The 13,792-nt window shown below is 30.4% G+C and carries 12 protein-coding genes; all 12 read right to left on the reverse strand.

Going from position 1 to position 13,792, the window contains the following annotated elements; genetic code table 11:
- Positions 1-30: 30 nt before the first annotated feature.
- Positions 31-1,089, reverse strand: coding sequence for a nucleotidyltransferase family protein (locus B5D41_RS04050; RefSeq protein WP_078809326.1), 1,059 nt, complete (start codon positions 1,087-1,089; stop codon positions 31-33).
- A gap of 5 nt (positions 1,090-1,094) precedes the next feature.
- Entirely contained in the window at positions 1,095-2,063 is a 969-nt protein-coding gene (locus tag B5D41_RS04055; protein ID WP_078809327.1) for a methionyl-tRNA formyltransferase, read from the reverse strand.
- Between the two features lie 40 nt (positions 2,064-2,103).
- The gene (locus tag B5D41_RS04060; RefSeq protein WP_078809328.1) at positions 2,104-3,225 is read right to left on the reverse strand and encodes a LegC family aminotransferase; all 1,122 of its coding nucleotides are present in this window, start codon (positions 3,223-3,225) and stop codon (positions 2,104-2,106) included.
- A 24-nt stretch (positions 3,226-3,249) separates the two neighbouring features.
- Complete coding sequence (locus tag B5D41_RS04065; protein WP_078809329.1) at positions 3,250-4,236, reverse strand: NAD-dependent 4,6-dehydratase LegB; 987 nt, start codon at positions 4,234-4,236, stop codon at positions 3,250-3,252.
- 239 nt (positions 4,237-4,475) lie between these two features.
- Complete coding sequence (gene aroF / locus B5D41_RS04070) at positions 4,476-5,330, reverse strand: 3-deoxy-7-phosphoheptulonate synthase (RefSeq protein ID WP_078809330.1); 855 nt, start codon at positions 5,328-5,330, stop codon at positions 4,476-4,478.
- Positions 5,317-5,571 carry a phosphopantetheine-binding protein gene (locus B5D41_RS04075; RefSeq protein WP_159442878.1) on the reverse strand — a complete coding sequence of 85 codons (255 nt, stop codon included), beginning with the start codon at positions 5,569-5,571 and terminating at the stop codon, positions 5,317-5,319. Before B5D41_RS04075 ends, aroF begins: the two co-directional genes overlap by 14 nt.
- Before the next feature lie 27 nt (positions 5,572-5,598).
- On the reverse strand, positions 5,599-7,125 hold the full coding sequence (locus B5D41_RS04080) for a class I adenylate-forming enzyme family protein (protein WP_078809332.1): 1,527 nt from the start codon (positions 7,123-7,125) through the stop codon (positions 5,599-5,601).
- A gap of 211 nt (positions 7,126-7,336) precedes the next feature.
- Entirely contained in the window at positions 7,337-8,509 is a 1,173-nt protein-coding gene (locus B5D41_RS04085) for a Gfo/Idh/MocA family protein (protein WP_078809333.1), read from the reverse strand.
- A 57-nt stretch (positions 8,510-8,566) separates the two neighbouring features.
- Positions 8,567-10,318 (reverse strand): B12-binding domain-containing radical SAM protein, encoded by a 1,752-nt coding sequence (locus B5D41_RS04090; protein ID WP_159442879.1) that lies wholly within the window; start codon positions 10,316-10,318, stop codon positions 8,567-8,569.
- 99 nt (positions 10,319-10,417) lie between these two features.
- Positions 10,418-11,569 (reverse strand): FkbM family methyltransferase, encoded by a 1,152-nt coding sequence (locus B5D41_RS04095; RefSeq protein ID WP_078809335.1) that lies wholly within the window; start codon positions 11,567-11,569, stop codon positions 10,418-10,420.
- Positions 11,570-11,590: 21 nt separating this feature from the next.
- Positions 11,591-12,643: a hypothetical protein gene (locus tag B5D41_RS04100; protein ID WP_078809336.1), complete on the reverse strand. Its 1,053-nt coding sequence runs from the start codon at positions 12,641-12,643 to the stop codon at positions 11,591-11,593.
- Positions 12,644-12,754: 111 nt separating this feature from the next.
- On the reverse strand, positions 12,755-13,690 hold the full coding sequence (locus B5D41_RS04105) for a polysaccharide deacetylase family protein (RefSeq protein ID WP_078809337.1): 936 nt from the start codon (positions 13,688-13,690) through the stop codon (positions 12,755-12,757).
- Between the last annotated feature and the right edge of the window lie 102 nt (positions 13,691-13,792).

Raw genomic sequence — 13,792 nt, forward strand, 5'->3', positions numbered from 1 at the left:
AGTCAACTAAAACACATAAACTTTGACTAATTAATAATTCAAATTATAATCTTCATTAGCTTGATAATAATCTTTTTTCTGTCCAATATCTATCCAGTATTCCCTGATAGGGAAACTTCCTACATTGTTACTGTCATTTAAAGCTGAGTTAATAACGTCAGTAATATCAAAAAAATCATTTTTAGGAATATATTTTATCATCTCTGGATTTAAACAATAAATCCCAGCGTTGATAAAGTAATAATAACTAGGCTTTTCTTCTAAGCTTCTAACCTTTACTTCGTCTATATTTACTACCCCATAAGGTGATTGATATTCATATTTTCTAGTTGCCATTGTTAAATCAAATTTATTGTTCTGATGAAATGCCATAAAACTTCTAAAATTCACTTCTGTTAAAATGTCACCATTCATTACAAAAATAGGTTTCCCATTTAATTTATCCTCAGCCAACTTTAAAGCCCCTGCTGTTCCTAACCTTTTGTTTTCTCTAATATAATCAATATTTGCTCCAAATTTGCTCCCATTCCCAAAATAACTCTCAATTATCTCGCTCTTATAATTAACGGCAATTAAAAAATTGTGGTAACCATATTCTTTAAATTGATCAATAATTATTTCTAAAATTGGCTTATTACCTACAGTCAACATTGGTTTAGGAATATCATCGGTTAAAGGTCTTAATCTTGTCCCTAGGCCGCCAGCCATTAGAATAACATAATTTTCTTTCTCTTCTGTTCCAATAATATTATCTAATAGAACTAAATCAACAACTCTATTATCATCATCTAATAATGGAATTTGATGAATCATTTTATTCTTTTTAAAGGTCTTTTCTATTATCTGCTTAGAAGCAGTTACTGGCAACCAAGTATAATCTGTATTCATTATTTGACAGACTGATTCTGTTAAAGCTAATTTATTCAATATTGCTCTTCGAATATCTCCGTCAGTAATTGTACCTAAAAGGTGTTGTTCTTCATCTACTACTAAAGCTATCTGCCTCCGCCCTTTATCTACTGCTTCTATAGCTCTTTCAATACTGCTTTCAGCATAGACTAATAAATCTTCTATATCCCATTTAACCATGACTTTTACCTCCCTGTTAAATTGGCAATTTTCTTTTCTAGTCTTTCAACACGTTTCTCTAAAGAATTTATTCTTTGCAAATAATTAATTCCTAATTTAGTTCCTATCTTCAAATCAGCCTTCTTTACAATGTTATTTTCTTTTATTTTTGTGACCAAAACCATATTATCTTTTGTTTTAACTTTAACTCCTCTATTAGTTGTACCAATTATTTGCCCAGGGTTTCCAATAAAATTAGGAGAATCAAGCAATTCACAATCTAAAACTTTTATTTCCTTACCATCTATAAATGTAACTGCACCTGGACCAGGAGGCACTAACGCTCGAATAAAGTTATAAACATCTTTACTAACTTTATTCCAATTAATTATTTCATCTCCTTCACATCTTCTAGGTAGATATATTCCTTCAAGATGACTATGTTTTTTAGAAATAACCAATCCATTTTCGATTTGATTAATAGCTTGCATAAGTATAGTCGGAGTAAGCTCTTCTACTTTTCTTAAAATAGTAGCATAATTATCATTTATATTTATAGGTACCTTTTCTTGTATTATGATATCTCCTGTATCAATACCTTGATCTATATAATGTACTGTTAAACCAATCTCTTCTTCTCCATTAATTATAGCCCAATTGATAGGAGACCTTCCTCGATAATAAGGAAGTTTACCAGCATGTATATTTATTATTCCTTGTGATGGAATCTCTATTAATTCCTTTCTTATAATTTGATCATAAGACATTGAAACAATTAAATCTGGTTTTAAATTATATACATTCTTTACAAATGATTTCCCATTAACATCATTCGGTGAATATATAGATAAGTTGTTTTCTTTTGCTACATCTTCAACTAGTTTGTCTGAAGGATTTGATCTAATAACAACTCCCAACAACTCTTTCTTTTCTTTTATCAGTCTTTTTAGACATAGAGCCCCCCATTTTCCATCACCCATATATAGAATTTTCATTAACACACCACTCCTAATTAACTATTTCCTAAAATGAATCTTATCTTTTTAAATTTACTATACTATCAATTACAATTTTGACTTCTTCTGGCTTAATATTAACACTACACGGCAAATTAATACCCTGCTTCCAAAGTATATTAGCAATATCAATTTTGGCTTCACAATCTTGATACATTGGCATAGTATGAATTGGTTTAAAGAAAGGTCTAGCCATAACTCCTATCTCATTAAGCTGTTTGTATAACTCTTTTGAAGTAATACCAAACTTATTCTCATCTATTAAAATTGAATATAACCAATAATTGTTATAAGCCCATTTTTCTTCCTCATTTACCTTAATTCCATCGATTTTTTTAAGAGTAGATGTATATTCTTTAGCTATTCCCCTTTTTCTAACAATAAAATCATTTATTTGTTCTAACTGTGCTACTCCCATAGCAGCTTGTATATTATTTAAACGATAGTTATATCCTACCTCATTATGAATATAGTTTTTAGCATCATCTTTTGCCTGAGTTGAAAGGTATTTAGCATATTCTGCATACTCTTTGTTATCTGTTACTAACATTCCACCGCCACCAGTAGTTATTAATTTATTACCATTAAAAGAGAAACAACCAATATCTCCTAAAGCACCTACCATCTTATCCTTATATTTAGAACCTAAGGCCTCAGTAGCATCTTCAATTACTTTAATATCATAATCATTGCATACTTTTAAAATCGGACCTATATTAACAGGATGCCCATATAAATGTACTACAATAACTGCTTTAGGCTTATCCCCATTATTAATCATCTCTTTAATTTTAGTTACTGTCTTTTTAGGATCTATATTATAAGTTCTTTCTTCTGAATCAATAAAGACTGGCTCTGCTCCACAATATCTAATTGGATTAACCGAAGCTATAAAAGTTAGTGAAGGAACTAAAACCTTATCTCCTTCTTCTACTTCTATAATTTTAAGAGCAGTATGAATTGCTGCCGTTCCATTTGTCATTGCTACCCCATGATCTACTCCTACATAATCAGATAACTTTGCCTCAAACTCTTCTACATATTTCCCTACGGATGAAACCCAATTAGTATCTAAACATTCTTTAATATACTTCCATTCATTCCCATTAAGATATGGTATTGATAATGGTATTCTCCCCATCTTTTGTAACTCTCCTCTGTTTAATTAGACATTATAAATTTCTGGTTTGTAAAAATGCAAATTATTACTTACCCAATTAATTGTTTCTTGTAATCCTTCTTCAAGAGTATATCTTGGTTTCCAATTTGTTATCTTCTTAATTTTACTATTATTACATAATAAACGATCTACTTCACTTTTATCAGGTCTAACTCTCTTCTCATCAGTTAATATCTCTACCTCTTCACCGATTAACTCAATAATTAAATCCACTGTATCTTGCATACTAATTTCATAATTTGAGCCTATATTAGTAACCTCACCTATCGTTTCTTGACTTTTAGCAATCTCAATAAAACCATTAACTGTATCCTTAACATAATTAAAATCTCTAGTCGGGGATAAATTACCTAACTTAATTTCCTTCTGTCCATTTAAAATTTGAGTAATAATTGTAGGAATAATTGCTCGAGCTGACTGTCTTGGTCCATAAGTATTAAAAGGTCGTGCAATAGCTATCGGCATTTCAAAGCTCCGGTGATAACTAATAGCCAATTGATCAGCAGCTATCTTACTAGCTGAATAAGGTGATTGTCCAACTAAAGGATGTTCTTCATCAATCGGTACATATTGCGCAGTCCCATAAGTTTCACTTGTAGATGTAATAATAACCTTTTCTAACTCTCTTTGGCGGCTAACTTGTAAAATATTATATGTGCCTTCTACATTAGTTTTAATATATGCTAAAGGAGATTTATAGGAATAAGGGATACCAATTAAAGCTGCTAAATGAAAAACTACGTCTACACCATCTAAGGCGTCATAAACAGCATCATAATCCCTAATATCTCCTGTATACACTTCTACCTCATCCTTAACTTCCGAATGTTCAAGCCATCCCCAATCATTCTTGAAATTATATTTAACAAATGCTCTTACATTACAGCCTAATTTAACTAGCTTTTCAGTTAAATGGGAACCAATAAAACCTGAAGAACCAGTTATCAATACTTTCTTATCCGTTAAATCCATATCCTCACCTCTATGTTTTAAAAAATATCTTTAATTATTATAAATCCTTTAGCATATTCTACCCCTGCAGTTACTCCCTTATAAACCGTTAATGATTTAACTTTTTTAAACTATGAGGAAAAGGGGCTAGCTGATTATCATATACTTCATTAATGCAAGGAATTATAAAAGCTTTTATACAATTCATTATTACTTAAAATATCTCTATGAAAAGTTTATATAAAAAGATTTATATAACCTCAATTCTTTTTTTTATAATGCTCATTTAAATTATCCCTAAAAGTCAGAGTTTCTCTAATATCACCCATTAAATCCTTAAATTGATCGGGCGTAAGTTTTTGTTCAATATCACTGAATGCGTCACAAGTTGATGGGTGAACTTCAATTATAACTCCGTCACATCCAGCCATAATTGAACTTAAAGTCATAGGCCGAATCAATTCTACGCAATCTGTAGCATGAGACGGATCAACAATTACCGGAAGATGAGTAAGTCTCTTTGCCACAGTAACAGCACTTAAATTCAAAGGGGTTCTTGTATATGTGTCAGTAGTTTGAACACCACATTCACACAAAATTACATTTGGATTTCCTGCATTCATAATATATTCTGCACAATTAAGCCATTCTTTGATAGTAGCATTCATACCTCTTTTTAAAAGAACAGGTTTTTTAACTTTCCCTACTTCAACAAGCAAAGAATAATTTTGCATATTATTTGCTCTAATTTGAAATGCATCAGCATATTCGCTAATTAAATAAATATCCCTTGGATCGAGTACTTCTGTTATAATTGGGAGTCTCGTTTCCATTCCTGCCTTGCTAAGATACTGAAGTTCAACCTTTCTAAGACCTTGAAAAGAATAAGGAGAAGTTCCCAGCTTATAAACACTACCACGAAGCATATTTACACCTGCATCTTTAACTGCTTTTGCAACAGTCATTATTTGTTCTTCAGATTCAACGCTACATGGGCCTGCTATAACTAAAAAATCTTTTCCTACAGTAATATCTCCTATTTTAATTTCTGTCTTTTTACAGGTACCATTCTCAGCCTTTGCAGTAACATGCTTAATATTCTTAATTTTTTTCATTATTTTTTATTTTTCCTTCTACAAGTTTTATTAGCTCACCTACAATTTTAAAAGAAGGGTCTGCTAATTCATCATCTGAAAATTCAATCTCAAATTCATCTTCAATCTCAACTACAAATTTAATAATACCAAGTGAATCAACATAACCCTTTTCTACATAATTAAGAGTTTCGATATCAACAGACTCATCTATTTTATTTTTCTTTTCTAGCAATCCTATTATGAAATTTGATACATCCATTCTTTTTCCCCCATTCATATTTTATAATTATTCATTTAAACAATTAAGCTTTATATACTCCATCAATTTAAATTTTACTAATTTACCCATTGCATTTTTTGGTAATTCATTAACAAAAAAGATTTTGTGTGGCTGCTGGAAATCTGCAAGATTTCTTGCGCACTGTATACGAATTGATCTTTTATTTAATTTGCAATTTTGCTTATTAACAACCGCTAATGCAACAACTTCTCCAAGTCTCTCATCGGGATATGCAAATGCAGCACATTCTTCCACTTCAGGAAGTTCTAATACATATTTTTCTAAATCTGAAGGATATACATTAATACCACCAGTGATAATTAATTCTTTCTTACGACCTGAAAAATATAAGAACCCATCCTTGTCAAGGTAACCCATGTCACCAGTCTTGAAGTAACCGTTTTGTAATGCATTATTGAAAGCCTCCTGCATACCATAATAACCATTGCACATAAGTTTAGTTTTACATGCTATTTCACCAATTTCATGTGTTGGTGCCAATTCACCATTATCTTTAATAATTCTTATATATGCTTCAGGAAGTGGCCTTCCCACTGACTGATCATGATTTAAGGATTCTTTAAAATTAATACTTGTTGCAGTTGATATTTCAGAAGTCCCATACATTTCGTGAAAATCACATTTTAATTTTTCTATTAATTTATTTTTTACATGTGATTCAAGTAATGACGATGAAGAAACAACAGACCTTAAACTATCTATCTTCGATATAGATGAAGTTGACAACAACTCAGCAATTTGGCTAAGTTGGGCTGATACGGCAATCGTAAATGTTACTTTCTTTTCTTTTATACAATTAAGCCAAATATCAGCAGTAAATCTTGGTAATAAAACGCTTGTCCCACCAATTAACAATGGAATTAATACAAGTCTTTCGGCCAAAGAATGATAAAGTGGAGTAGCAGCAAGAACAATATCATCTTTAGTTATATTATATAAACTTATATGTGCCATAGCACGTTGATATTTATTGTTTTGTGTTAAATCAATTGGCTTTGGTGAACCTGTAGACCCAGAGGTCATAGTGATAATTAGTGTTTCATCTCCACCGATTTCTTCATTAATTGGTCTTTTGATGGACATATTCATTGCATCTGTAAACGGTATCGCGCCCTCATATTTACCATCTAAACAAAATTTCATACCATTTAAGTTTAGTTCACCTAATTTATCATATTGCTCAAAGAATACACGTCGTGCTATTAAATGTTTTACATCACTAGAATCAAAAGCTGTTTTAATAGCATCCAGTGGTAAAGTTGGATTAATTGGAACTAGTCCCACCCCAAGGTTTGCTGCTGTAAGAATTAGCGCAACTGATTCAATACTATTATTCATGGGGATACCAATATGATCACGGTAAGTAACCCCATTATCTAAAAGATAATTTGAGTATTGACTTATTAAATTAGCGAGATTATTATAGGTAATAGATTCGTTTTCACACCATACAGCTATTTTATTAGGGTATAGATCAGCAATTTCAAAAAACTGATTTGCTAAATTTTTCATATCAATTTCTCCTCGTATAATAATTTCAAATAAATTACTTTCATAATTTTTGTTACCTATCTTTATATATTAATTAAAAAAATGATTATTAGATAGATATATAACTCTACTTGCAATCTATTGTATTAAATTAAATAAAACTTCTAATCCACCTAAATATCACAATCTATATAGATTATATTTTATTGCTTTTACACAATAATTCTTTTGGTTATAATTTTACTTTTTGACCCATTTCAGCAGACATATATGCTGCATAAGTGATTTTTATTGTATCATGTGCAAGTTTAAAACCAGATTTTGGTTCTCTATCATAATAAATCGATTCCATAAAATCCTGCATTTCATTATTATACCCACGCATCTCTTCATCAGCTATAAAAGGTTTATTCCAGCCTGTCTTTGCTGGAAGCATTTCTGAAAGATATACATCATCTAATCCATCTTCATCCAAAAAATATGTTTCCATTGAATCATTCATAGTCAATTGACAGTTTATATTTGCATCATTGCAATATAATTCAATGTAGTTCTTACTTCCCCCAAGGCAAGTGTCAGTAGCAATTACTAAGGCTTTTGATTGATCACTAAAGGTCAAAATAACTGTACCATTATCCTCAACATCAATAGGGCGTGCTTCAATATGCCTGTGTTCATATTCAGAAAGCGAAGGAGTAATTCGCCCCATATCACCAAAAACACTTTCAACTTCAATATCCACATTACGTGCCTTAGCTTCTTGTTGTTTCAGCCACAACAAAGCTGATAAAGGGTGTGTCCCAGTTCGAATAAATGTTCCCCCACCAGTTTTATCCCATTCCCCAGCAACAGGTGAACTAGAACCCTTAAGACTCTCTTCACCTTTCATATATAGAATTCGACTTTTTTTTGCAGATATGGCTTTTGCAGCTTTAATAACAGCAGGGGCATAAACAAAGTTTTCCGCATACATAAACTTACCTTCTGATTTTTCAATAACCTTTTTTAATTTCTTAAGAGATCTTAAAAGGTTCTCATACATAACCTTTTTAGAAACAGTCAAGCCTATTGGAGATTCATCATTATCTTCACCAAAATAACCTGCAAGAGGTTTTTCACAAATAACATGCTTGCCAGCTTGCATTGCCTTAATTATCATCTCTTCGTGAACATAAGGAGGTGTACAAATATCAATAACATCTATCTCTGGATCTTCTAACAAATCGTTGAAATCATAAGATGCATTTTCAAAGCCATAAAGCTTCTTTGCTGGTAACAGCTGCTCAGCACGACGAGCAACAATTGTTTTAAAACGCAATGGAACTTTACTTACCCGATGTAAAGCATGCATATGTAATTCTGTAGCCCGGCCAGCTCCTACCATTCCAATAACAATTTCATTCATATGCTTGTTCCTCCTCTTTATAAAATATATAACCTTCCATACAATTTAAAACTTTTATCAGTCAATTAACTTGCTCATTGTAAGTACTTTTTCAACATCTTGATAATTGTTTTTTACTTGCCTTTCTATTGTTGAGAAAATACCAGGAATTCCGGTCATTACATATTTTATATCCTTACTTTGTATGATATCCGGGCTACATATCTTCTTACCATGAATTTTTGACATCTGTCTAACTTTGGAAATATCAATGAAATACATTCTATCATTATTAACAATTTCAGTTTTAGCTAAAAAATGATATAATGGAGGATTAATTCCCCAAACTGCAACTTTCCCTTCCTTCATCAATAATTCGACTTTACTTGTAATCATTTTAGTTATATTATCATTTACCGGAACAAAATGTTTTTGTCCACAATTTTTACATATCACAAACATAGTTTCGAAAAAATTAAAGTCATGTTCATTTGCAGTATTACATTTTTCACATTTAGCAACAAGTTTTTTATTCGAATAAGTATAATCTGTATATTTTGGAGCCATAGCTAAGGGATACTGAAGAATTTTAGTATTTATAGCCCCGAATTCTTCATCTGTCATTTTACTTACATTTACATTAGGACAACCATCTTGTAAATATTTTACAGGATCTTTAATTATACCTTTATCAATTGCATATTGATAAAGAGCTGTTCCTGGAAATGGAACAATTAACGCCATTGTTATGTTATAATGACTATGTTCTTTCCACCAATTCAATGTTGCCTCTGCTGTCTCTTTTGTTTCTTCTTTATCTCCAAATATTAAATTTCCAGCAAAAGAAATATTTTTTCTATGCATTTTTTTAAGGGCATTTTCAATTTGTTCAACAGTTATATTTTTTTTCATACTTTTTAAGATTCTGTTGTCTGCACTTTCAATTCCAACTCCTAACAAAGTACAGCCACTATCTTTCATTACATCAAGCACCTCATCATCTACAAGATCTACCCTAAACTGACTAAACCAATGAAGATTATATTTCTTAATTCTCTTGCAAAATTCAAGCAATCTCTCTTTCTGTGCAGAAAACAACTCGTCCTGTATGGCAATACATTTAATTTTATAATTATTATATAAGTAATCAATTTCTTCGAAAATATTATCTAAAGACCGTGTTCTATATCGTTCCCCTGACGAATGGAAACAAAATGTACAGTTATATGGACATGAACGACTCCCTATTATATAGACATTTCTAAGCTGACTTGTAAAATCATTTTCAATTTTAACATCTGTATTAATATGTTTAGCAAAATCGAACCCCTCATAGTCCGGAAAAGGTAACGAATCTAAGTCAACAATATCTCCTCTTTCATTATTTAAAATATAGCCACCATCTTTTTTATAAATAATCCCATCAACTATACTTAAATCTAAATTATTATTTAATGCATCACAGAGAAAAGCAGAAGTTATTTCACCCTCACCAATAACTCCGATATCCGCTGTTTGCAAGGCACGCATGGCAATTTTGGGTTGCGAAGTAACAAGACCACCTCCAACAACCTTAATTACTTTTTTATCTATATCATCAACAATATTTAAGATCTCTTTCACCATATGATACTGACCGGACAGACCTCCTACCATAATAACATCAATACCACATTCAATAATTTTGTCATTTAATGCTTTTCTGGTGTCATTACAAAAGTTTAAATTAATTGTAAAAATATTATAACCTTCCTTTTTTAAGTACGATGAAACATAAGCAATTCCTATAATAAATTGAGATTCGCTTGGACCAACTACATTTTTAGGCATAACGAGTAAATAATTTAATTCTTTCATTCAGATCATTTCCTTTCAAACTTACTATTTTTTATGACAATTACTTTACAAAAATCACCAAACATAGTGTGACTAAATTCTAGAATTTGGGATCGCATAGCATACTGTTTCAGTATCAACCATATCTGTGTAATGACGAATAAATAACTTATACTCGAAGTTTAAATTTTTTATTATTAACGGAAGTTTATAATAATCTTTTAAACTATGATAGAGGCATATTGCTAAAATAGGCTTAATTTCCCCAACCACTCTACTAGCCCCTTTTAAAGCCATCTCCTCAGCACCTTCAATATCCATTTTTAAAAAGCTTACTTCCTCATCCTTTAGAATATTATTTAAAGTATCTGCCTGAACGGAAAAATCTCCATTTTCAGTAACATGCCCTGCTGTCTGTGCAGATTGAAATTTTAAAACTTTTTTCCGATTCCAACAGGCTATATTATACGTTTCTACATTCTTATATCCATTATCTTCAACCCTCTTATTTAGTTCCCCATATATGTCCTTATCAGCTTCAATAGCTATATATTTTTTATACTTGTTATCTGATAATGTAATAAATGTTTCTAAGGTATCTCCATTATAACTTCCGCAATCACAAAAAACTTCATTTTCATTTAAGTGTATAATGTCTTTATCAAAATATTGATCTTCTTCTGAATCAGCAACTCCTTCCAAATATTCATTATCCAATGAAATTTTACTATTTAATATTCCTAGATAAACTTTTTTAGATCGTTGATCTGATAAATATGAATAAACCTTTTCATAATCATTCATATGTGAATTAATTATCTCATAAGGAGTTCTTTCTTTAAAAGTCCAATAATCTTTAGCTAACCCAAAACCTTTGATATCAATAATATTTTCTTCGATTCCAAGTGAAAGTAATTGCTTTTTTATATCTGCTAAATACTGGCTAGCAAGTATTATACAAATATGAGAACTTTCCTTTACTTCTTGCACTACTTCTTCTGGGGAAATAACCAACAAACTATTCTTTTTTGTTCCCCACTTTACCTTGGAATTATCCGCATAATATTTGATATTTTCAAGGGCATCAAACTTCTTCAAAAAATTATATACCAATTGACCACCATTACCACTTCCCCATATTACTACTTTACCTATATTCTTAATTTTCTCAGCATACTTTTTTGCATTTATATTATATAAATCTTCCTTCAATAATTCACTTCTAAAATCATTTATATTATCCATAACCCTTAATCCTCCACTATTTCAATTTTGTACAAATTGATTTGGCCTATCCTGGTCACCATCAGCTTTAAAAAATAAGGTACCATCAATTTTATAATGTGCCCATATATCAACATTTTCACGCACAAAGGGTTCAAAGTAGTTTGCAATTACATTTGGATCATCATCTATTCTAAGTTTAAAACCAGCTTTTAAGATAGATTCTTCATCAAAACCATATGTATAGAAATCTATATATTCATAATTATTATCTTTTATTAATCTATCAAATTTCTTAGATAGTCCGGCAAATAATTTATGATTTCCGATATAATCCACAATTCTTAATACTTTTCTTCCATTATATTTTACTTCTCGTGTCATCATTAAAGCATCTACTTTCTCTGTATTATCAGCTAATCCATATACATTATATTTGTAATACGGATGACAAAAATAACGCTTATTAACATACCAATTATCTTTATATGGAATTGCATCAATACTTTCTATATCGAAGTGCTTTTTTACTTCATCAATTGAGTGAAACTCCTGTAAATTCGTTTGATTTTGTGTAGGAATAGTAGAAATCGCCTTATTTTTATCTTTTATTAATGCAATTTTGTAATCATCAATGTATGAATTAAGTAAGTAATATTGCTTCATTTTAACCACTTTATCACCGAAAAATAATCTTCTTAATGGAACTGTTGTGTTAGGGTTTGCACCATTTCCTATGTGAGTTCGGCAGCCTGTCAAAGTAAATACTCGCTTAGCAAGTTCAACTCCAAGAAATGGTATGTTGTCATGCGAATCATTTACCTTCCACATACTACCCCAAATATCTTTCCTTTTAGGATCTTCCGTATTTGAACATCTTATAAATCCAAATATTCCTTCAATTAGTTCAGTATTTTTATCGATAGCTAAAATAAAATTTAAGTTATCACCATCTGCATATTCGTACTTAAATAACTCTTTATCACGAGACATTATGTGCCCTTCACGCCAGTATTTATCAATAAAGTTCATGATATTATCAATATCTGACATATTTGCTAAGCGAATCTCGTATCTTTCGTCGAATTTATTCATTATGTTCCCCCCACTATTCTTGTACAACGAATAATTTATCAGATATATTAACTAAAGACTCAATCAAAAATACACGATGTGTTTAATTGCTAGTAAAAATAGTTGTTTTTATCATGATTTCTGTTCCATTTCTCTAATTATGTTTGCATGATCTTCTCTAGGAAATTCATACATAGAATTTAAATTATTTTTCATGTTTGAACGAAATCCTAATTTTATCTTTAATTCTTTTAATAATTTAATAGTATTTTTATTGTAAGAGTTACACGGATGCGACATAACCACAGGATAATCACCTAATATTTCTGAAAGTAATTTCATATTAATCTGATATTCATTCGTTTGTTTATTTATATCTAAAGATGCTATTGATGTTGGATGAGTATGGGTATGTAATCCAATCATATGCCCTTTATTATGTAATTCTTTTATATTTTCTTTTGAAATCCATAGTTTTTTCCTTAAAGATTTCAAATCAACTTTATAATCCTTTAGCATTGCATCCATCAAAAACCTATAATCATCTGGACCTAAAATTTGGTCTCGTATATAACGAAAAGTTCTATCGTTATCTGTATAAAAAGAAAAATCGCTTAAATAATTTTGAGGAATAAATCCTTCTAATGCTTTTGAAACTCTAAATTTATAATCAGATTCTTCGATATAATCAAAGAAAACGTGATAAAAATCATCAATGTTTTCAAAATATACTGTTCTAAAATACCTATAGATTTCTAACCTTTCTAATTTTCCCTCTAAAGGTGATGTATAAACAAACCAAAATACTTTTAAATTATATTTTTTCAAAATTGGATACGCTATATCAAACTGACATCTTAAATTATCATCAAAACTTAAACAAATTTCATTTTCTTTCAATTTGTCTTGTAATGCCTTATAAAGCCATTCATTTGCTGATAAAATAACCTTATTTGCTTGCAAAAATTGAATCATATTATCTAATCGCTCAGCTGATATTGAACCTTGAACTTTTGGATGTTTACTTTCATCATGAAAATGGTGGAACATTACAGCATGTGGTTTCATTTTTTTCTCCTTTTCTCTGTTTAAAAGCTAACTTAATTAATTTATCCATAACCTCTTTTCTTCAAAAACACTTAACCCATATCTAAATCTGCACCCTCATTA

The organism is Selenihalanaerobacter shriftii (assembly GCF_900167185.1).
Classification (GTDB): domain Bacteria; phylum Bacillota; class Halanaerobiia; order Halobacteroidales; family Acetohalobiaceae; genus Selenihalanaerobacter; species Selenihalanaerobacter shriftii.